This window comes from Streptomyces sp. NPDC059866, from assembly GCF_042731325.1.
GTDB lineage: Bacteria > Actinomycetota > Actinomycetes > Streptomycetales > Streptomycetaceae > Streptomyces > Streptomyces flavusporus.
Genome location: NZ_JBHWJT010000004.1, coordinates 283,962 through 305,155 on the forward strand (window position 1 = coordinate 283,962; position 21,194 = coordinate 305,155).

The 21,194-nt window shown below is 70.4% G+C and carries 15 protein-coding genes; 7 read left to right on the top strand and 8 right to left on the bottom strand.

Going from position 1 to position 21,194, the window contains the following annotated elements:
* Nucleotides 1–168 precede the first annotated feature (168 nt).
* Nucleotides 169–1,596, top strand: a complete 1,428-nt coding sequence (locus tag ACFV7R_RS07750; protein ID WP_385261088.1) for a condensation domain-containing protein — start codon at nucleotides 169–171, stop codon at nucleotides 1,594–1,596.
* Nucleotides 1,597–1,667: 71 nt separating this feature from the next.
* On the opposite strand, the gene mmsA is transcribed toward ACFV7R_RS07750, so the two are convergent.
* The 5 genes from mmsA to iolC are packed head-to-tail and all read right to left on the bottom strand — an operon-like array spanning nucleotide 1,668 to nucleotide 7,749.
* Nucleotides 1,668–3,170: a CoA-acylating methylmalonate-semialdehyde dehydrogenase gene (gene mmsA, locus ACFV7R_RS07755; protein ID WP_385261090.1), complete on the bottom strand. Its 1,503-nt coding sequence runs from the start codon at nucleotides 3,168–3,170 to the stop codon at nucleotides 1,668–1,670.
* 14 nt (nucleotides 3,171–3,184) lie between these two features.
* Nucleotides 3,185–5,062: a 3D-(3,5/4)-trihydroxycyclohexane-1,2-dione acylhydrolase (decyclizing) gene (gene iolD, locus ACFV7R_RS07760; protein WP_385261093.1), complete on the bottom strand. Its 1,878-nt coding sequence runs from the start codon at nucleotides 5,060–5,062 to the stop codon at nucleotides 3,185–3,187.
* Nucleotides 5,059–5,880 carry a 5-deoxy-glucuronate isomerase gene (gene iolB / locus ACFV7R_RS07765; protein WP_385261096.1) on the bottom strand — a complete coding sequence of 274 codons (822 nt, stop codon included), beginning with the start codon at nucleotides 5,878–5,880 and terminating at the stop codon, nucleotides 5,059–5,061. Before iolB ends, iolD begins: the two co-directional genes overlap by 4 nt.
* Nucleotides 5,881–5,887: 7 nt before the next feature.
* Nucleotides 5,888–6,769 (bottom strand): deoxyribose-phosphate aldolase, encoded by an 882-nt coding sequence (locus ACFV7R_RS07770; protein ID WP_385261099.1) that lies wholly within the window; start codon nucleotides 6,767–6,769, stop codon nucleotides 5,888–5,890.
* Entirely contained in the window at nucleotides 6,766–7,749 is a 984-nt protein-coding gene (gene iolC, locus ACFV7R_RS07775) for a 5-dehydro-2-deoxygluconokinase (RefSeq protein WP_385261102.1), read from the bottom strand. Before iolC ends, ACFV7R_RS07770 begins: the two co-directional genes overlap by 4 nt.
* A gap of 333 nt (nucleotides 7,750–8,082) precedes the next feature.
* On the opposite strand from iolC, the gene ACFV7R_RS07780 reads away from it, so the two are divergent.
* On the top strand, nucleotides 8,083–8,283 hold the full coding sequence (locus tag ACFV7R_RS07780) for an AlpA family transcriptional regulator (protein ID WP_053763086.1): 201 nt from the start codon (nucleotides 8,083–8,085) through the stop codon (nucleotides 8,281–8,283).
* Nucleotides 8,284–8,302: 19 nt separating this feature from the next.
* On the opposite strand, the gene ACFV7R_RS07785 is transcribed toward ACFV7R_RS07780, so the two are convergent.
* A complete protein-coding gene (locus tag ACFV7R_RS07785; RefSeq protein WP_385261104.1) occupies nucleotides 8,303–9,346 on the bottom strand; it encodes a zinc-dependent alcohol dehydrogenase family protein in 1,044 nt (347 codons plus the stop codon).
* A gap of 150 nt (nucleotides 9,347–9,496) precedes the next feature.
* Here ACFV7R_RS07785 and ACFV7R_RS07790 point away from each other — a divergent pair, with 150 nt between their 5' ends.
* Both ACFV7R_RS07790 and ACFV7R_RS07795 read left to right on the top strand, forming a co-directional pair.
* Nucleotides 9,497–9,736: a heavy-metal-associated domain-containing protein gene (locus ACFV7R_RS07790; RefSeq protein WP_129802521.1), complete on the top strand. Its 240-nt coding sequence runs from the start codon at nucleotides 9,497–9,499 to the stop codon at nucleotides 9,734–9,736.
* A gap of 107 nt (nucleotides 9,737–9,843) precedes the next feature.
* Nucleotides 9,844–12,108: a heavy metal translocating P-type ATPase gene (locus ACFV7R_RS07795; RefSeq protein WP_385261106.1), complete on the top strand. Its 2,265-nt coding sequence runs from the start codon at nucleotides 9,844–9,846 to the stop codon at nucleotides 12,106–12,108.
* 626 nt (nucleotides 12,109–12,734) lie between these two features.
* On the opposite strand, the gene ACFV7R_RS07800 is transcribed toward ACFV7R_RS07795, so the two are convergent.
* Together ACFV7R_RS07800 and ACFV7R_RS07805 are read right to left on the bottom strand one after the other, a co-directional pair.
* Complete coding sequence (locus ACFV7R_RS07800; RefSeq protein ID WP_385261107.1) at nucleotides 12,735–14,024, bottom strand: citrate synthase; 1,290 nt, start codon at nucleotides 14,022–14,024, stop codon at nucleotides 12,735–12,737.
* Nucleotides 14,025–14,221: 197 nt separating this feature from the next.
* Nucleotides 14,222–16,480 carry an ATP-dependent RecD-like DNA helicase gene (locus ACFV7R_RS07805; protein WP_385261110.1) on the bottom strand — a complete coding sequence of 753 codons (2,259 nt, stop codon included), beginning with the start codon at nucleotides 16,478–16,480 and terminating at the stop codon, nucleotides 14,222–14,224.
* A 168-nt stretch (nucleotides 16,481–16,648) separates the two neighbouring features.
* On the opposite strand from ACFV7R_RS07805, the gene ACFV7R_RS07810 reads away from it, so the two are divergent.
* From ACFV7R_RS07810 to ACFV7R_RS07820, 3 genes are read left to right on the top strand one after another with little or no spacing between them, the layout of a single operon-like run.
* Nucleotides 16,649–17,683 carry a LacI family DNA-binding transcriptional regulator gene (locus ACFV7R_RS07810; protein ID WP_385261112.1) on the top strand — a complete coding sequence of 345 codons (1,035 nt, stop codon included), beginning with the start codon at nucleotides 16,649–16,651 and terminating at the stop codon, nucleotides 17,681–17,683.
* Nucleotides 17,680–19,200, top strand: coding sequence for a sugar ABC transporter ATP-binding protein (locus ACFV7R_RS07815; RefSeq protein ID WP_385261115.1), 1,521 nt, complete (start codon nucleotides 17,680–17,682; stop codon nucleotides 19,198–19,200). Before ACFV7R_RS07810 ends, ACFV7R_RS07815 begins: the two co-directional genes overlap by 4 nt.
* Nucleotides 19,190–21,139, top strand: coding sequence for a substrate-binding domain-containing protein (locus ACFV7R_RS07820; protein ID WP_385261116.1), 1,950 nt, complete (start codon nucleotides 19,190–19,192; stop codon nucleotides 21,137–21,139). Before ACFV7R_RS07815 ends, ACFV7R_RS07820 begins: the two co-directional genes overlap by 11 nt.
* Nucleotides 21,140–21,194 lie beyond the last annotated feature (55 nt).

Consider the following 21,194-nt stretch of genomic DNA (forward strand, 5'->3'; position numbering starts at 1 on the left):
TACTGCGGCGGTGGTACGCCCGCCCCACTGCCCACCGGGCCGGGCACTGACGTTCGAGACACCATCCGTTCCGCTGAAAAGCCCCATGAAAAGCCGCAAAACAGCACGTTTCTGGCGTATCCGCATCTGATCCTTGAAGATCTGCCCCTCTGCGAACGGAGACGCCCTGTGCGCATCACAGACATCCAGCGGTGCGAGGTCCGGCCCGGACGCCTCGTCGAGTGGACGCTCAGTCCGGCGACCGTTCAGGCAGCGGCGGGCCTGCCGGACGACTCCCGACCACCGGCGTACATCCAGGAGTCGCACATCCGCACCGCCCGCTCCGTGCGTGAGGACGGCCTGTTCGTGCCGACCTGGCTCGGCACGGCGTTCGACATCCCCGGCCGGATCGACCTGGATGCACTGGAGGACGCACTGCGCAGCTGGACCCTCCGCCACGAGACGCTGCGCAGCGGCTTCCGTCTGCGCGACGGCGAGATGCGCCGGTTCACGCTCGACACCGAGGCGGTGTCGCTGCATCGCGAGGTCGTCGGCGACTTTCCCGAAGCGGCGGAGCTGGTCCGGCACCTCCAGGACCGCTTCGACGTCGCGGCGGACGCGCTCGGCTGGCCGAACCTCATCTACACGGCGGTCGTCCGGGACGACTGCACCAGCGTGTACATGGCCTTCGACCACAGCAACGTCGACTCCTACTCCATCCAGCGCATCCCCGCCGAGGTCCATGAGCTCTATGCGGCGAACGTCGCGGGCCATGTCGTGGAGCGGACACCGGCCGGCAGTTACATCGACTTCTGCGAGATCGAGCGGGCGGACGCGGACCGGATCGACGAGACCCATGAGATCGTCGCCCGCTGGCGGGAGTTCATCCACCGGTGCGACGGCATGCTGCCGAGCTTCCCCGTCGATCTCGGTCTGGTCCCCGGCGGCCTGCTGCCCGCCCAGAAGCTCATGTCCGAGATGCTGGTGAGCCCGGACGACGCCGCCGCCTTCGAGGCGTACTGCCGGCCCTACGGCGGAAGTCTGGTCGGCGTTCTGGCCGCCACGAGCATCATCGTCCGGGAGATCGGCGAGCAGTCCGTGTACCGCACGGTCGTGCCCTTCCACACCAGGGTGAAGTCCCAGTGGTCGGACTCGGTCGGCTGGTACGTCGGCGGCGCGCCGATCGAGGTTCCCCTGGTGCCGGCCGCCGACTTCCCGACCCTCCTGAAGACCGTGCGCAGCCAGCTGCAGACCAGCAGGCCGCTGGCCCGGATGCCCCTCGCCCGGGTGCTGCGCCTGCTCGGCTCCGACTTCCGCCCGACGTCGCCCGACCTGTACTCGATCGTCTCGTTCGTCGACGCCCGGGGCATCCCCGGTTCCGGGCGCTGGTCCGAGCTGGCGGCGTACGGACTGATCCGGGTGTCGTACGGCGACCAGGTGTGCGTGTGGCTCAACCGGCTCCACGAGGGTCTGTGGTTCGCGTGCCGCTACCCGGACACCGACATCGCGTACAAGAACATGCGGCTGTACGCCGAGCGGTTGCGCGACCTCATCGTCCTGGTGGCCCGCGGTTCGGCACCGTCGGCCGCAGGCGCCGGTCACCTCGCCGACAGGTGAAGAGGGCCGCCGAGCAGCAGGGCTGACCCCGGGCTCGGCGGCCGTACGGCCTTGAGGCGGCCGCTGCTTCCTCAGTGGTTGCGCGGGAAGCCCAGGTCGACGCCGGCCGGGGCGTCCGCCGGGTCCGGCCAGCGGGTGGTGACGACCTTGCCGCGCGTGTAGAAGTGCGTGCCGTCGTTGCCGTAGATGTGGTGGTCGCCGAAGAGGGAGTCCTTCCAGCCACCGAAGGAGTGGTAGCCGACGGGGACCGGGATCGGGACGTTCACGCCGACCATGCCGGCCTCGATCTCCAGCTGGAAGCGGCGGGCGGCGCCGCCGTCCCGGGTGAAGATCGCGGTGCCGTTGCCGAACGGCGAGTTGTTGATGAGGGCCACGCCGTCGTCGTACGTGTCCACGCGCAGCACGCACAGCACCGGGCCGAAGATCTCGTCCTGGTAGGCCTTCGCGCTGGTCGGCACCTTGTCGAGCAGCGAGATGCCGATCCAGTGGCCGTCCTCGAAGCCGTCGACCGTGTAGCCGGTGCCGTCCAGGACGACCTCGGCGCCCTCCGCCGCCGCGCCCCGGACGTACGACGCCACCTTGTCGCGGTGGGCCGCGGTGATCAGCGGGCCCATCTCGGAGGCCGGGTCGTTGCCCGGGCCGATCTTGATCTTCTCGGCACGCTCGCGGATCTTCTCCACCAGCTCGTCGCCGATCGCGCCCACCGCGACGACCGCGGAGATCGCCATGCAGCGCTCGCCCGCGGAGCCGTAGGCAGCGGACACGGCCGCGTCGGCCGCCGCGTCGAGGTCGGCGTCCGGCAGGACCAGCATGTGGTTCTTGGCGCCGCCGAGGGCCTGGACGCGCTTGCCGGCCGCGGAGGCGGTGGTGTGGATGTAGCGGGCGATCGGGGTGGAGCCGACGAAGGACACCGCCTTGACGTCCGGGTGCTCCAGGAGGCGGTCGACGGCCACCTTGTCGCCGTGCACGACGTTGAAGACGCCGTCCGGCAGACCGGCCTCGGCCAGCAGCTCGGCGAGGCGGACCGACGCCGACGGGTCCTTCTCGCTGGGCTTCAGCACGAACGTGTTGCCGCACGCGATGGCCAGCGGGAACATCCACATCGGCACCATCGCCGGGAAGTTGAACGGCGTGATGCCGGCCACCACACCCAGCGGCTGCCGGATCGCGGCCACGTCCACCCGGTTCGCCACCTGCGTGGACAGCTCGCCCTTGAGTTGCACGCTGATACCGCAGGCCAGGTCGACGATCTCCAGGCCGCGCGCCACCTCACCGAGGGCGTCGGAGTGCACCTTGCCGTGCTCGGCGGTGATCAGCTCGGCGATCTCGTCGCGGTGCTCGTCCAGCAGCGCCCGGAACCTGAACAGGATGGACGTGCGCTGGGCCAGCGAGGACTGGCCCCAGGTCACGAAGGCCTCCTTCGCCGCCGCGACCGCCGCGTCCACCTCGTCGACGGACGCGAACGCCACCTTCGTGGTGACCGCGCCGGTCGCCGGGTCCGTGACCGGACCGTACGTGCCCGACGCGCCTTCGACGGTCTTGCCGCCGATCCAGTGGTTGACGATCTTCGTCATGCCCAGTTGCTCCTTCACAGATGGCGGCGTCGGCTCGAGACGTGCCGTTCGTACAGCTCACGGGCCTTGACCGCGGACGCTCGGGTCGCGGTCTCGGCCACGGGTACATCCCACCAGGCCTGCGCTTCAGGCGCGCCCGACACTGTGTCTGCCGTTTCGGTCTCCACGTAGACACATGTGGGAGTGTCGGCGGCCCGCGCCTCGGCGAGCGCCGCCCGCAGGTCGCGTACGGTCTTCGCCCGCAGCACCCGCATGCCCAGGCTGGCCGCGTTGGCGGCCAGGTCGACGGGGAGCGGGGCGCCGGCGAAGGCTCCGTCGTCGTTGCGGTAGCGGTAGGCGGTGCCGAAGCGCTCGCCGCCCGTCTCCTCCGATAGGCCTCCGATCGACGCGTACCCGTGGTTCTGCACCAGCAGTACCTTGATCGCGATGCCCTCCTGCACGGCGGTCACGATCTCCGTCGGCATCATCAGGTAGGTGCCGTCGCCGACCAGCGCCCACACCGGCCGGTCCGGGGCGGCGAGCTTCACACCGATCGCGGCCGGGATCTCGTAGCCCATGCAGGAGTAGCCGTACTCCAGGTGGTACTGGTCGTACGACCGCGCCCGCCACAGCTTGTGCAGGTCGCCGGGGAGCGAACCGGCCGCGTTGATGATCACGTCCGACTCGTCGACGATCGCGTCCAGCGCGCCGAGCACCTGCGGCTGCGTCGGCCGTAGGTCCGGCTCGCCGGCCTCGTAGCAGGCGTCGACGCGCTGCTCCCAGCGCTCCTTGTCCTCGGTGTACTCGGTGACGTACGACGGCGCGACCCGGTGGTCGTGCATCTCCAGCCTCTCGGTCAGCTCCTCCAGGCCGGTACGGGCGTCCGCGATCAGGGGCATTCCGGCGAGCTTGTGGCCGTCGTACGCGGCGATGTTGAGGTTGAGGAAGCGGACGTCCGGGTTCGCGAAGAGCGTGCCGGAGGCGGTGGTGAAGTCGGTGTACCGCGTGCCGACGCCGATCACCAGGTCGGCCGTGCGGGCCAGTTCGTCGGCGGTGGCCGTGCCGGTGTGGCCGATGCCGCCGACGTCCTGGGGATGGTCGTAGGGCAGGGAGCCCTTGCCGGCCTGGGTGGAGGCGACGGGGACGCCGGTGGTCTCGGCGAACTCGGCGAGGGCGCCCTCGGCACGGCTGTGGTGGACACCGCCGCCGGCGATCAGCAGCGGTCGCCGGGCCTGCCTGATGGTCCGTACGGCCTCGGCGAGTTCGGTCGGATCGGCGCCCGGACGGCGTACGACCCAGGTGCGCTCGGCGAAGAAGTCCTCCGGCCAGTCGTACGCCTCGGCCTGCACGTCCTGGGGCAGCGCGAGCGTGACCGCTCCCGTCTCGACCGGGTCGGTGAGCACGCGCATGGCCTGCAGCGCGGCCGGGATCAGGGCTTCCGGCCGGGTGATCCGGTCGAAGTACTTCGACACCGGGCGCAGGGAGTCGTTGACCGACACGTCGCCCGCGTACGGCACTTCGAGCTGCTGGAGGACGGGGTCGGCGGGGCGGGTGGCGAAGATGTCGCCGGGGAGGAGCAGGACCGGCAGGTGGTTGATGGTGGCCAGGGCGGCACCGGTGACCAGGTTGGTGGCGCCCGGGCCGATCGACGTCGTCACCGCGTGCGTGGACAGGCGGCCCGACTGCCGTGCGTAGCCGACCGCCGCGTGCACCATCGCCTGTTCGTTGCGGCCCTGGTGGTACGGCATGACGTCCGCGTACTCGACGAGCGCCTGGCCGATCCCGGCGACGTTGCCGTGGCCGAAGATGCCCCAGGTGGCGTCGATGAGCCGCTGCCGTACGCCGTCCCGCTCCGTGTACTGGGCGGCGAGGAAGCGTACGAGCGCCTGTGCGACCGTGAGCCTGGTGGTCATCGGTATCCCCCTGTGCTTTCGACGTGGGACGGGTGGAAGCAGATCCGCCACTCCCGGGTCTCACCCGGTCCCGCCATGACGTTCAGGTAGTACATGTCGTGGCCGGGCTGGGCGATGGACGGGCCGTGCCAGCCGTCGGGCACGAGGACGGCGTCGCCGGAGCGGACCTCGGCGAGGACGTCGGATCCGCCGTCGCGCGAGGGGAACACGCGCTGATAGCCGAAACCGTCCGGGCCGTCGATCTCGAAGTAGTAGATCTCCTCCAGCTGCGACTCCTCGCCCGGCCGGTGCTCGTCGTGCTTGTGCGGCGGGTACGAGGACCAGTTGCCGCCGGGCGTGATCACCTCGACGGCGATGAGCTTGTCGCAGTCGAAGGCGTCGGCGGAGGCGAAGTTGCGCACCTGGCGGGCGCAACTGCCGCTGCCGCGCTGCTCGACGGGGACCTCCGGCGCGGGGCCGTAGCGGGCGGGGAGTCGTCGCTCGCACTTCGCTCCTGCCAGGGCGAAGCGGCCTCCCGCGCCGGAGGAGATCTGTGCCTGGGCGTCGCGAGGCACGTAGGCGAAGTCGGTGACCGAGGCGAACACGCTGTCCCGTCCCAGGAGGCGGAACACCTCGTCCATGACCTGCACCGTACAACCGCCCTGCAGGGGCAGCACGATCCACTCGCTGTCCCCGGTGGTGAAGGTATGGGTGCCGCCCGGCTCCAACTCGACGATCCGCAGGCTGCTGTGCGTCCAGCCGGCCAACTTCGGGTCGATGTCGAGCGTGTGGTACGCGTCGGCGGTGGTGCCCTTCGGAACGTACAACTCGTTGCTCATGCGGCCCTCACAGCAGTCCTACGGCGGTGTCCACGGCGGCGGCCACATCGCCGTCCGCCGGGTACAGCAGCGAACGGCCGACCACCAGGCCCCGCACGGTGGGCAGTTGCAGCGCGCCGCGCCACTTCTCGTACGCGCCGTCCTGATCGTCCCCGACATCGCCGCCGAGGAGCACGGCGGGCAGCGTCGTCGTCTCCATGACCCGGGCCATGTCGTCGGGGTTGTCGGTGACCGGCACCTTCAGCCAGGTGTACGCCGAACTGCCGCCGAGGCCCGAGGCGATGGCGATGGACCGGGTGACGGCGTCGGCGGACAGGTCGTTGCGCAGCCGTCCGTCGGCGTCGCGGCGGGAGATGAACGGCTCGACGAAGACGGGGAGTCTGCGGGCCGCCATCTCGTCGATGGCACGGGCGGTGGACTCCAGGGTGTTCAGGGAGCCCGGATCGTCGTAGTCGATCCGCAGCAGCAGCTTGCCGGCGTCGAAGCCGAGGCGCTGCAGATCCTCGGGGCGGTGGCCGGTGAAGCGGTCGTCGAGTTCGAAACGGGCGCCCTGGAGTCCGCCGCGGTTCATCGAGCCCATGACGACCTTGTGGTCGAGGGCGCCGAGCAGCAGCAGGTCGTCGAGTATGTCGGCGGTGGCGAGGACGCCGTCGACGCCGGGTCTGCCGAGCGCGAGGCAGAGGCGTTCGAGGAGGCCGGCGCGGTTGGCCATGGCCAGTTTGCGGTCACCGACACCGAGGGCACCGCGGGCGGGGTGGTCGGCGGCGACGATCATCAGGCGGCCGCTCGCGCCGAGCAGCGGGCGCCGGACGCGGCGGGCGGCGGCCTCGGCGATCGCCTCGGGGTGGTGGGTGCGGGTGCGGACGAGATCCGCGACGTCGACGCTCACTGTCCGGCCCCCGTGGTGCCCACGGCTCCTGCCGCGAGGGCCGCTGCCACCTCGTCCGGGGTCGGCATCGCGGAGGAGCACTCCAGACGGGAGGCGACGATGGCGCCGGCCGCGTTGGCGTGGCGCATGATCTTCTCCAGCTCCCAGCCGGCGAGGAGGCCGTGGCAGAGGGAGCCGCCGAAGGCGTCGCCGGCGCCGAGGCCGTTGAGGACGGTGACCGGGAGCGGGGGGACCTCGGCGGACTCGCCGCTGCGATGCACGGCGAGGACTCCCTTGGGCCCCTGCTTCACGACCGCGAGCTCGACACCGGCGTCGAGGAGGGCGCGGGCGGCGGCGTGCGGTTCGCGGATGCCGGTGGCGACCTCCACCTCATCGAGGTTGCCGACCGCGACGGTGGTGTGGCGCAGGGCCTCGGCGTAGAAGGGGCGGGCCGTTTCGGGGTCGGTCCAGGCTGTGTCTTTCCAAAGAATCGGACGCCAGTCGAGGTCGAAGACCGTCGTGCCCGCCTTCGCCCGGTGGGCGAGGGCCGCGAGGGTCGCCGTACGGCTGGGCTCCTCGCTCAGGCCGGTACCGGTGACCCAGAAGATGCCCGCCTCGCCGATGGCGTCGAGATCGAGGTCATGGGCGTCGATCTCCAGGTCGGGGGCCTTGGGCTGCCGGTAGAAGTACAGCGGGAAGTCGTCCGGCGGGAACACCTCGCAGAAGGTGACCGGCGTGGGCAGTCCGGGCACGGGGGTGACCCAGCGGTCGTCGACGCCGAAGTCGCGCAGTGCTTCGTGCAGGTAGGTGCCGAAGGGGTCGTCGCCGGTGCGGGTGATCACCGCCGTACGGCGGCCCAGGCGGGCGGCGGCGACCGCGACGTTGGTCGCCGATCCGCCGAGGAACTTGCCGAAGGACGACACCTGCGGGAGCGGGACACCCGTCTGCAGCGGATAGAGGTCCACGCCGATCCGCCCCATGGTGATCAGGTCGTACGCCATCGAGATCCCTTCGCGTTCCCGTCGCGCCGTCGTCGGCGGGTTCTCCCCCGGTTTCTAGTCTCCGCACGGAAGCCTGTCAATAGTTTGTCCAGACATACGGACCAGTGAGGGCACCTCGTATACGCCTTTGCTGCACCCGTGTCACAAAAGCCACTCCCTTGTCACACATGTCGCGGGTACGCGGGCATCGGGTCACACCCGGCCCACAGGCGCTTCCCCGTGCTCACTCTGCGTCGTTGACCGGACACAGTCTTGGTGATCGCCAGTGCACTGCCCGGCTCCCCCGACGGCCGTTCCCGGCCGGCGCCGCGGCAGCGCAGGGAGGTGCAGCTCATGACCGACCGAAGGCTCTGGTCGTACAAGGAGATCGCGGCACACATCCGGGTGCAGCCGGACACCGTGCGGTCGTACCGCAAGCACGGGCTGCTGCCTCCGCCCGACCATGTCGAGGGCGGCAAGCCCTACTGGTACGCGGACACCGTTCGCGCCTGGGTCGCCTCCCGGCCGGGCAACCGCGGCCGCAGAACGGAGTGACCACGCGAGCCTTTCGAGGTCAGCTCCACGGTTCGACGACCGTCACGCCCGAGCCGGGTGCGGTACCCAGGGCCGCCAGCGCCTGCGGGGCCGCGTCCAGGGGGATGGTGGAGGTCACGAGGAGATCGGGGCGGAGGACGCCCGCGCCCACCAGTTCCAGCATCGGCGGATAGGCGTGGGCGGCCATGCCATGGCTGCCGAGGAGTTCGAGCTCCAGGGCGATGACGCGGGCCATGGGGACGGGAGTCGTGCCCGTGGACGAGGGGAGCAGGCCCACCTGGACGTGGCGGCCGCGGCGGCGCAGGCCGCCCACGGAGGCGGCGCAGGTGGCGGGGGAGCCGAGGGCGTCCAGCGAGAGATGGGCGCCGCCGCCCGTCAGGTCACGGATCGCCTCCGCCGTGTCCTGCGTCCGGCCCGCGTCGACGCACTCCGTCGCCCCGAACCTCCGCGCCAGGTCCAGGGCCTGCGGCGACACGTCCACGGCGATGACCCGCGCGCCGGACGCCGCAGCGATCATCACCGCCGACAGGCCCACTCCCCCGCAGCCGTGCACCGCCACCCACTCCCCCGCCGCCACCCGGCCCTGCTGCACGACCGCGCGGAACGCCGTGGCGAAGCGGCAGCCGAGCGAGGCGGCCGTCGCGAAGGACATGCCGTCCGGGATGCCGACGAGGTTCACATCCGCGTGGTCCAGCGCCACGTACTGGGCGAACGAACCCCAGTGAGTGAACCCGGGCTGCGTCTGCCGCTCGCACACCTGGTGGTCGCCGGCCGCGCACGACGGGCAGGTGCCGCAGGCGCACACGAACGGCACGGTGACCCGGTCGCCGGGCCGCCGGCCGGTCACCCGGGCGCCGACGGCCTCGACGACACCGGCGAGTTCATGACCGGGGACGTGCGGCAGCGTGATGTCCGGGTCGTGGCCCTGCCAGCCGTGCCAGTCGCTGCGGCACAGCCCGGTGGCCTCGACCCGCACCACGACACCGTGCTCGGCGGGCTGCGGGTCGGCCACCTCCCGCACCTCGGCCGGCTCCCCGAAACGCTCGAACACCACAGCCCGCATCCGCTGCCCCTCTCCTGGTCGATCGCACCCCGGCAACCCCACGATCACCGCCCCGGTCTTGGATTCATACCCCCTAGGGGTATAGTGTGAGGTATACGGGCGCCCCCGTGGGCCCCGTCAACCCCATACACCTCGACGAGGAGTAACGACATGACCGCCCAGACCGACACCCCGGGTTCCGTCACCGCCGTCTACAAGGTGAGCGGGATGAGCTGCGGACACTGCGAGGGCGCCGTCTCCGGCGAGATCTCCGAGATCCCCGGCGTCAGCTCGGTGCAGGCCGTCGCCGCCACCGGCGAGGTCACCGTCGTCTCCGAGTCACCGCTGGACGAGGAAGCCGTGCGCGCCGCCGTCGACGAGGCCGGCTTCGAGCTGGCCGGGCGCGCCTGAAACCCACTTTCCCGGCATCGGGCCGTACCGGCCGGCGGTCGTACTCCGAACCCGACCCCGGCCCGTACGGTCCGGTCCGCCGTCTGGACGTCGTCTGGAGTCCGCACATGACCAGCACCGCAGAGATCCCCGCCCAGCCCGCCATATCCGCCCCCGCACCGGACGTCTCCCAGGTGGAGCTGCTCATCGGGGGGATGACCTGCGCCTCCTGCGCGGCCCGCGTGGAGAAGAAACTCAACCGGATGGACGGCGTCACCGCCACGGTGAACTACGCGACGGAGAAGGCGCGGATCAGCTACCCCGCCGGAACCGAGGTCGCCGATCTGATAGCCACCGTGGTGCAGACGGGCTACACCGCCGAGGAGCCCCCGCCCCCGCAGCCCGTACGCGAGCAGGAGACGCCGTCCGCCTCCGACGCGGATCCCGAACCGGCGGCCCTGCGCCACCATCTGATCGTCTCCGCGCTGCTCGCCCTCCCCGTCGTCCTTCTCGCGATGGTCCCGTCCCTGCAGTTCGACAACTGGCAGTGGCTGTCCCTCACCCTCGCCGCCCCCGTCGTGGTCTGGGGCGGTGCGCCGTTCCACCGGGCCGCGTGGACGAACGCCCGGCACGCCGCGGCCACCATGGACACGCTGGTGTCGATCGGCACGCTGGCCGCGTTCGGCTGGTCGCTGTGGGCGCTGTTCTTCGGCGACGCGGGCATGCCGGGCATGCGGCACGGCTTCGACCTCACCGTCTCGCGCGCCGACGGCGCCTCGGTGATCTACCTCGAAGTCGCCGCCGGAGTCACCGTTTTCATCCTCCTCGGCCGCTATCTGGAGGTCCGCTCCAAGCGCCGCGCCGGCGCCGCCCTGCGGGCGCTGATGGAGCTCGGCGCGAAGGACGTGGCGGTGCTCCGCGACGGACGCGAGATCCTCGTTCCCGTCACCGACCTGGCCGTCGGCGACCGGTTCGTCGTACGCCCCGGAGAGAAGATCGCCACCGACGGAACCGTCGTCGAGGGCGCCTCCGCCGTCGACGCGTCGATGCTGACCGGCGAGTCCGTGCCGGTGGACGTGACCGCCGGGGACGCGGTGACCGGCGCGACCGTGAACGCCGGGGGCCGCATCGTCGTCGAGGCCACCCGGGTCGGCGCCGACACCCAGCTCGCGCGGATGGCGCGGCTCGTCGAGGAGGCGCAGACCGGCAAGGCTCAGGTGCAGCGGCTCGCCGACCGGATCTCCGGGGTCTTCGTACCCGTCGTCCTGGTGATCGCCACGGCCACCTTCGGGGCGTGGCTCGGCGCGACCGGCGACGCCGTCGCCGCCTTCACCGCGGCCGTCGCGGTGCTGATCATCGCCTGCCCGTGCGCGCTGGGCCTGGCCACCCCGACCGCGCTCATGGTGGGCACCGGGCGCGGGGCGCAGCTCGGCATCCTCATCAAGGGGCCCGAGGTGCTGGAGTCCACGCGCCGCGTCGACACCGTCGTCCTGGACAAGACCGGCACGGTGACCACCGGCCGCATGACCCTTCAGGAGGTGTACGTCGCCGAGGGCGCCGACGAGCGGCAGGTGCTGCGGCTCGCGGGCGCCTTGGAACACGCCTCCGAGCACCCCGTCGCCCGGGCGGTGGCCGCGGGTGCCGAGGAGCGGGTCGGGGAGCTGCCGGGGGTGGAGCGGTTCGAGAACGTGCCCGGGCGGGGCGTACGCGGGTACGCGGCCGGCCACGAGGTGGCCGTGGGGCGCCTGTTCGGCGACCTTCCGCAGGAGTTGGCCCGCGCCAAGGAAGAGGCCGAGAGAAGCGGCCGTACGGCCGTCGTCGTCGGCTGGGACGGGGTGGCGCGCGGCGTGCTCGCCGTCGCGGACGCCGTGAAGGGGACCAGCGCCGAGGCGGTGCGGGAACTGCGCGCGCTGGGGCTCACGCCCGTGCTGCTGACCGGGGACAACCGGGCCGTCGCGGAGACGGTGGCGGACGCCGTCGGGATCGACGAGGTGATCGCCGAGGTGCTGCCCGAGGACAAGGTGGACGTGGTCAGGCGGCTGCAGGCCGAGGGGCGCACCGTCGCCATGGTCGGCGACGGCGTCAACGACGCGGCCGCGCTCGCCGCCGCCGACCTCGGGCTCGCGATGGGCACCGGCACCGATGCGGCGATCGAGGCGGGCGACCTGACCCTGGTGCGCGGGGATCTGCGGGTGGCGGCGGACGCGATCCGGCTGTCCCGCCGGACCCTGGCCACGATCAAGGGCAACCTCGTCTGGGCCTTCGGCTACAACGTGGCCGCGCTGCCGCTGGCCGCGGCCGGGCTGCTCAACCCGATGATCGCCGGGGCGACGATGGCCTTCTCGTCGGTCTTCGTGGTGACGAACAGCCTCCGGCTGCGGACCTTCCGCTGAAGCCGGAGGGGACCGAAACCGAAGCGGGGCCCCCTGGAGTCCGAGACGAGCCTCACATAAGCTCTTCACAAGGCTCGCGCATCTTCCTTACGCTTGAGACCCGTTCGCCATACTGGGCCTCTTGCGCATCTAATGGGACATATGCAAGAGACGCAGATCACAGTGATGTGAACGTAACCATCGAAGGGGTTCGAAGGTCTAAGTTGGCGATGTCAGAGGGCGTCTTGGGGGGCGTCACCTGGCATCTGGGGATGTCTTGGGGGACTTCCTCAGAGATGCGTTGCCGGGGCACGTACACCGGGGAGCTTTGAGCGGCCCTCCCAGAGTGCGCTGTCCCGGCAGACCGCAGCAGCCGTGCAGTTCGCACCACCCGAGCACGAAGAGTTTTGCTCATTGTGCTCACAGCGATTCAGGCGCTGGTCTCACAGGCGCCCGGCCGGATCCCGTGGGGGGAATCCGCACCGGGACACGGGAAGGCGCCCTGGTCGTCGGCCCGTGGGGGGACCGACGCCAGGGCGCCTTCTGTACGTTTTGAGGCTCGGTTCGCCTCCGGGGCGCAAAAGCCCCTTCGGCTCACTCGCCGGGCCGGCCGCAGTGACCGGCCAGCGGGCCCGGCGAGTAAAAGCTCAGCGCTCCTCGACCGGGATGAAGTCCCGCTCGACGACACCCGTGTAGATCTGACGCGGGCGCCCGATGCGGGAACCCGGCTCCTTGATCATCTCGTGCCACTGGGCGATCCAGCCCGGCAGCCGGCCGAGGGCGAACAGGACCGTGAACATCTCGGTCGGGAAGCCCATGGCCCGGTAGATCAGGCCGGTGTAGAAGTCGACGTTCGGGTACAGCTTGCGCTCGGTGAAGTAGTCGTCGGAGAGCGCGTGCTCCTCCAGCTTCAGCGCGATGTCCAGCAGTTCGTCGGACTTGCCGAGGGCCGACAGGACATCGTGCGCGGCAGCCTTGATGATCTTGGCGCGCGGGTCGAAGTTCTTGTAGACCCGGTGGCCGAAGCCCATCAGGCGAACGCCGTCCTCCTTGTTCTTCACCTTGCGGATGAAGGAGTCGACATCGCCGCCGGAGGCCTGGATGCCCTCGAGCATCTCCAGCACCGACTGGTTGGCGCCACCGTGCAGCGGGCCCCACAGGGCGGAGATGCCCGCGGAGATCGAGGCGAACATGTTCGCCTGCGAGGAACCGACCAGGCGCACGGTCGAGGTCGAACAGTTCTGCTCGTGGTCCGCGTGCAGGATCAGCAGCTTGTCGAGCGCGGCCACGACGACCGGGTCGAGCTCGTACTCCTGAGCCGGCACCGAGAAGGTCATACGCAGGAAGTTCTCGACGTAACCGAGGTCGTTGCGCGGGTAGACGAAGGGGTGGCCGATCGACTTCTTGTACGCGTACGCCGCGATCGTCGGGAGCTTGGCGAGCAGACGGATCGTGGAGAGGTTGCGCTGCGTCTCGTCGAACGGGTTGTGGCTGTCCTGGTAGAAGGTGGACAGCGCCGAGACGACCGACGACAGCATGGCCATCGGGTGGGCGTCGCGCGGGAAGCCCTTGTAGAAGTTCTTGACGTCCTCGTGCAGCAGGGTGTGCCGCGTGATCTCGTCCCGGAACCGGGTGAGCTCGTCGACCGTCGGCAGCTCACCGTTGATCAGCAGGTAGGCCACCTCCAGGAAGGTGGAGCGCTCGGCCAGCTGCTCGATCGGGTAGCCGCGGTACCGGAGGATGCCCTGCTCGCCGTCGAGGTAGGTGATGGCGGATTTATAGGCGGCCGTGTTCCCGTAACCGCTGTCCAGGGTCACGAGACCGGTCTGGGCCCGGAGCTTGCCGATGTCGAAGCCCTTGTCCCCGACGGTGCTGTCGATCACCGGGTAGGTGTACTCGCTGCCGTCGTACCGCAGTACTACAGAGTTGTCGCTCACGTCTTCCCTCACCGACGTAGTGCCTCATCTTCGAGGTGCCCTGACTGTCTCTACCATCCCCCATTTGGCTCAGGAGAGTGCACTCGGGGTCGACCATTGGGCTTATTGGCGGCACTCAGTGCCGCCAACCTGCTCATCCTGCCCCCTCGATTCCCCATCCGGAAGTACTGTGTGACGTTTGCGACTCGTTTGATCGATCATTTTTTGCGGAGGGGATCCGCGAGCCTGAAGTCGAGGGCCGTGCAACGCCGTCCCGCCGACACCGTGCGTACCGCCTGGCCGATCGCCTTGCGTGAACCGACCAGGACGACCAGCTTCTTGGCGCGGGTGACCGCCGTGTAGAGCAGGTTGCGCTGCAGCATCATCCAGGCGCCCGTGGTCACCGGAATGACGACCGCCGGGTACTCGCTTCCCTGCGAGCGGTGGATGGTCACCGCATAGGCATGTGCCAGTTCGTCCAGTTCGTCGAATTCGTACGGAACCTCCTCGTCCTCGTCCGTCAGCACCGTGAGGCGCTGGTCGACCGGGTCGAGCGAGGTGACCACGCCCACGGTGCCGTTGAAGACACCGTTGTTCCCCTTCTCGTAATTGTTGCGAATCTGGGTGACCTTGTCGCCGACGCGGAACACCCGGCCGCCGAACCGCTTCTCGGGCAGGTCCGGGCGGCCCGGCGTGATGGCCTGCTGGAGCAGTCCGTTGAGGGTGCCGGCGCCCGCCGGGCCCCGGTGCATGGGCGCCAGGACCTGCACGTCCCGGCGAGGGTCCAGGCCGAATCTGGCCGGGATACGGCGGGCGGCCACATCCACCGTGAGCCGGCCGGCCTCCTCCGTGTCGTCCTCGACGAAGAGGAAGAAGTCCTTCATGCCGTCGGTGAGGGGGTGCTGTCCCGCGTTGATCCGGTGGGCGTTCGTCACCACCCCCGACTGCTGGGCCTGGCGGAAGACGCGGGTGAGGCGGACGGCGGGGACGGGACTGCCGTCGGCCAGGAGGTCTCTGAGGACCTCCCCCGCGCCGACGCTGGGGAGCTGGTCGACGTCACCGACGAAGAGGAGGTGCCCGCCGGGCGGTACGGCCTTGACGAGCTTGTTGGCGAGGAGGAGGTCCAGCATGGAGGCCTCGTCCACGACCACGAGGTCGGCGTCCAGGGGGCGGTCCTTGTCGTACGCCGCGTCACCGCCGGGCTTGAGTTCCAGCAGGCGGTGGACGGTGGAGGCCTCGGCGCCGGTCAGTTCTGCCAGGCGCTTGGCGGCCCGGCCGGTGGGGGCGGCGAGGACGACCTTCGCCTTCTTGGCGCGGGCCAGCTCCACGATCGAGCGCACCGTGAACGACTTGCCGCAGCCCGGGCCGCCGGTGAGGACGGCGACCTTCTTCGTCAACGCCAGCTTGACGGCGGCCTCCTGCTCGGGGGCGAGGTCGGCGCCCGTACGGCCCTTCAGCCAGGTCAGCGCCTTGTCCCAGGCGACCTCCCGGAAGGACGGCATCCGGTCGTCCTCGGTGCGCAGGAGGCGCAGCAGCTGGGCGGAGAGGGAGAGTTCGGCGCGGTGGAAGGGGACGAGGTAGACGGCGGTGACGGGCTCTCCTCCGTCCGGCCCTGGCACCTTCTCCCGTACGACACCGGGCTCTTCACCGTCCTCAGGGGGCGCCGACAGCTCGGCGAGGCACTCGATGACCAGGCCGGTGTCCACCTGGAGGAGCTTGACCGCGTCGGCGATCAGGCGCTCCTCGGGGAGGTAGCAGTGCCCCTGGTCGGCGGACTGCGAAAGGGCGTACTGCAGGCCCGCCTTGACCCTTTCCGGGCTGTCGTGCGGGATGCCGACGGACTGGGCGATCTTGTCGGCGGTCAGGAAGCCGATGCCCCAGACGTCGGCGGCGAGGCGGTAGGGCTGGTTCTTCACTACGGAGATCGAGGCGTCGCCGTACTTCTTGTAGATGCGCACGGCGATGGAGGTGGACACCTCGACGGTCTGGAGGAAGAGCATGACCTCCTTGATCGCCTTCTGCTCCTCCCAGGCGTCGGCGATCTTCTTCGTCCGCTTGGGGCCGAGGCCGGGCACCTCGATGAGCCGCTTGGGCTCCTCCTCGATGATCTTCAGGGTGTCCAGGCCGAAGTGCTGGGTGATGCGGTCGGCGAAGACGGGTCCGATGCCCTTGACCAGTCCTGAGCCCAGGTAGCGGCGGATGCCCTGGACGGTGGCCGGGAGGACGGTCGTGTAGTTCTCGACGGTGAACTGCTTGCCGTACTGGGGGTGGCTGCCCCAGCGGCCCTCCATGCGCAGGGACTCCCCGACCTGGGCGCCGAGCAGCGCGCCGACGACCGTCAGAAGGTCGCCGCCGCCTCTGCCGGTGTCGACACGGGCAACCGTGTAGCCGTTCTCCTCATTCGCGTACGTGATGCGCTCGAGTACGCCTTCCAGGACGGCCAGTCGCCGTTCGCCGCTCCCTGCCTGATTGGACATGATCCGAAGGTACAGCGGGGGTCCGACATGACGCCGGGACGAGGGCAGGCCCCTGCCGACGCTCATCCGAGCGCGACCATCACGATCCGGTCTCGGGCTCTTGCCAATCCGCGTGTAATCGATTCCAATCCTCTGTGTAATCGATTCCACGAGGAGGTGGAAGCGGCAATGGCGAGTATCAAGGACGTTGCCGCCGAGGCGGGGGTATCCGTCGCCACGGTGTCGCGCGTCCTGAACGATCATCCGTCGGTGAGCACGGACGCACGCGCGCGTGTGCTGGCCGCCGTCGAGGCGCTGGGGTATCGGCCGAACGCCGTCGCCCGTTCGCTGCGCACCGATCAGACCCGGACCCTCGGGCTGGTCATCAGCGACGTACTGAACCCGTACTTCACGGAACTGGCCCGCTCCGTCGAGGAGGAGGCCCGTGCCCTCGGGTACAGCGTCATCATCGGCAACGCCGACGAACGGCCCGAGTTGCAGGACCATCACGTACGGACCCTGCTCGACCGCCGGATCGACGGACTGCTCGTCTCCCCCACCGACGGCGGCTCCCCGCTCATGCTGGACGCCGCGCGCGCCGGGACGCCCATGGTGTTCGTGGACCGGTGGATCCCGGGGGTCGACGTGCCCGTCGTCCGGGCGGACGGCCGGGCCGCCGTACGGGATCTCGTCGCGCATCTGCACGGGCTGGGGCACCGGCGGCTCGCCATCATCGCGGGACCCGCGGCCACCACCACCGGCAGCGAGCGCGTCGAGGCCTTCCGGGACGCCATGGCCGAGTACGGGCTTCCCCTCCCCGACGCCTACATAGGGCAGGGCGACTTCCAGGCCGACAGCGGACGCCGGGTCACCGAGGGGTTTCTGGAGCTGGCCGAGCCGCCCGAGGTCGTCTTCGCCGCCGACAACCTGATGGCACTCGGCGCGCTGGACGCCGTACGCGCGCGCGGGCTGCGGATTCCCGACGACATCGCGCTCGCCGCGTTCGACGACATCCGCTGGTTCGTGCACACCGATCCGCCGATCACCGCGATCGCCCAGCCGACCGGTGAGCTGGGGCGGGCCGCCGTCCGTGCGCTGGTCGACCGGATCGAGGGTCGGCCCCCGCAGTCCGTCACCCTCCCCGCCCGACTCGTCGTACGCCGCTCGTGCGGCGAGTCCGCTCCCCAAGAGCCGTCCCCCGCAACGAACAGGAGGCAGCCGTGAGCAACCCGGACGAGCTGCTGCGCATCGAAGGCATACGCAAGACATTCCCCGGAGTGGTCGCGCTCGACGGCGTCGACTTCGATCTGCGCCGGGGCGAGGTGCATGTGCTGCTCGGCGAGAACGGCGCGGGCAAGAGCACGCTCATCAAGATGCTGTCCGGTGCCTACACGCCCGACTCCGGGCGGATCCTGGTCGGTGGTGAGCAGGTGCGCATCCATGGCGCACAGGACTCCGAGCGGCTCGGGATCGCCACCATCTACCAGGAGTTCAATCTCGTTCCCGACCTGACCGTCGCCGAGAACATCTTCCTCGGGCGGCAGCCGCGCCGGTTCGGGATGATCGACCGCAGGCGGATGGAGGCCGAGGCCGCCGAACTGCTGAAGCGGGTCGGCGTCAACGTGTCCCCGCGCGCGCGGGTGCGTGAACTCGGCATCGCACGCCTGCAGATGGTCGAGATCGCCAAGGCGCTCAGTCTGAACGCCCGTGTGCTGATCATGGACGAGCCGACCGCCGTGCTCACCTCCGAGGAGGTCGAGAAGCTCTTCTCCATCGTGCGCGCGCTGCGTGCGGACGGGGTCGGGATCGTCTTCATCACCCATCACCTGGAGGAGATCGCCGCCCTCGGCGACCGGGTCACCGTCATCCGCGACGGCAGGAGCGTCGGGCAGGTCCCCGCCGCCACGCCCGAGGACGAACTCGTACGCCTCATGGTGGGACGGTCGATCGAGCAGCAGTACCCGCGGGAGCGCACCGACGCCGGGGAGGCCCTCCTCAAGGTGGAGGGGCTGACCAGGGACGGCGTCTTCCACGACGTGAGCTTCGAGGTGCGCGCCGGTGAGGTCGTCGGCATCGCGGGCCTCGTGGGCGCCGGCCGTACCGAGGTCGTACGGGCCGTGTTCGGGGCCGACCCCTACGACAAGGGGGCCGTGAAGGTCGCGGGCGCGCAGCTCAGGCGCCATGACGTGGGCGCCGCCATGTCCGCCGGGATCGGGCTCGTCCCCGAGGACCGCAAGGGGCAGGGGCTGGTGCTGGACGCCTCCGTCGAGGAGAACCTCGGCCTGGTGACGCTCCGTTCGGCCACCCGCGGCGGGCTCGTCGACCTCAGGGGCCAGCGTGCGGCCGCCGCCCGGATCGCCGAGCAGCTCGGGGTGCGCATGGCGGGCCTCGGCCAGCAGGTGCGCACCCTCTCCGGCGGCAACCAGCAGAAGATCGTCATCGGCAAGTGGCTGCTCGCCGACACGAAGGTCCTCATTCTCGACGAGCCGACGCGCGGTATCGACGTCGGCGCCAAGGTCGAGATCTACCAGCTCATCAACGAACTGACGGCCGCCGGCGCCGCCGTCCTGATGATCTCCAGCGATCTGCCCGAGGTGCTCGGTATGAGCGACCGGGTGCTGGTGATGGCGCAGGGCCGGATCGCGGGCGAACTCCCCGCCGACCGGGCGACCCAGGACGCCGTGATGGCGCTTGCCGTCAGCACTCCTACGACTGAAACGGAGGCCTCCCGTGGCCACTGACACGCTCAAGAGCTCGGCGGGCGCGGGTGGCGCCTCCGGCGGACTGCGCCGGCTGCTGCTCGACAACGGGGCGCTCACCGCGCTCATCGTCCTGGTCGTCGCGCTGTCGGCGCTGTCCGGCGACTTCCTGACGACGGACAACCTGCTCAACATCGGCGTCCAGGCCGCCGTCACCGCGATCCTCGCCTTCGGCGTCACCTTCGTGATCGTCTCGGCGGGCATCGACCTCTCGGTCGGTTCGGTGGCCGCCCTCTCCGCCACCGTGCTCGCCTGGAGCGCCACCAACGAGGGCGTCCCGGTCGTGCTGGCGGTACTGCTGGCGATCGGGACCGGCATCGCGGCCGGTCTGGTCAACGGCTTCCTGATCTCGTACGGGAAGCTGCCGCCGTTCATCGCGACGCTGGCCATGCTGTCGGTGGCCCGCGGTCTGTCGCTGGTGATCTCGCAGGGCTCGCCGATCGCCTTCCCGGACTCGGTCTCGCACCTCGGTGACACGCTCGGCGGCTGGCTGCCGGTGCCGGTGCTCGTGATGATCGTCATGGGGCTGCTCACGGCGTTCGTGCTCGGCCGGACGTACATCGGACGCTCCATGTACGCCATCGGCGGCAACGAGGAGGCGGCCCGGCTGTCGGGGCTGCGGGTGAAGAAGCAGAAGCTCGCGATCTACGCGTTCTCCGGGCTGTTCGCCGCGGCCGCGGGCATCGTGCTCGCCTCCCGGCTGTCCTCCGCGCAGCCGCAGGCCGCGCAGGGCTACGAGCTGGACGCGATCGCCGCGGTCGTCATCGGCGGTGCCTCGCTCGCGGGCGGTACCGGCAAGGCGTCCGGGACGCTGATCGGTGCGCTGATCCTGGCGGTGCTGCGGAACGGCCTCAACCTCCTGTCCGTCTCCGCCTTCTGGCAGCAGGTCGTCATCGGCGTCGTGATCGCGCTGGCGGTGCTGCTCGACACGGTGCGGCGCAAGGCGGGGGCGACTGCGGCACCGGCCGGGGCCGGTGGCGGCAACAAGGGCAAGCAGGCGCTGACGTACGTACTGGCCGCCGTGGTCGCCGCGGCGATCGTGGGCGCGACCTCGCTGCTGCACAGTGGCTCCTCGTCGACGACGCAGAAGGTCGGGCTGTCGCTGTCCACGCTCAACAACCCGTTCTTCGTGCAGATCCGGGCGGGTGCGGAGGCGGAGGCGAAGAAGCTCGGCGTGGACCTCACGGTCACCGACGCGCAGAACGACGCCTCGCAGCAGGCCAACCAGCTGCAGAACTTCACCAGCGAGGGCCTGTCCTCGATCATCGTGAACCCGGTGGACTCGGACGCGGCCGGTCCGGCCGTACGGGCCGCCAACAAGGCGGACATCCCCGTCGTCGGCGTCGACCGGGGCGTCAACAAGGCGGACACGGCGGCCCTGGTGGCCTCCGACAACGTCGAGGGCGGCGAACTGGGCGCCAAGGCGCTCGCCGAGAAGCTCGGCGGCAACGGCACGATCGTGATCCTGCAGGGCCAGGCCGGCACCTCCGCCAGCCGGGAGCGCGGCGCCGGCTTCGCCGAGGGCCTGAAGGCCTACCCGGGCATCAAGGTGGTCGCCAAGCAGCCCGCCGACTTCGACCGCACCAAGGGCCTCGACGTGATGACGAACCTGCTCCAGGCCCACCCGGACATCGACGGCGTCTTCGCGGAGAACGACGAGATGGCGCTCGGCGCGATCAAGGCGCTGGGGTCGAAGGCCGGAAAGTCGGTCCAGGTCGTCGGTTTCGACGGCACGCCGGACGGGCTGAAGGCGGTCGAGGCGGGCACGCTGTACGCGTCGGTGGCGCAGCAGCCGAAGGAGCTGGGCCGGATCGCGGTGGACAACGCGCTGCGGGCCGCCGACGGCGAGAAGGTCAGCGAGATGGTGAAGGTGCCGGTGAAGGTGGTCACGAAGGAGAACGTGGCCGGCTTCGGCGGCTGACACCGGGCAACAGGCGGGCGCCCTCACCGGGGGCGCCCGCCTCAGGTCACCTACC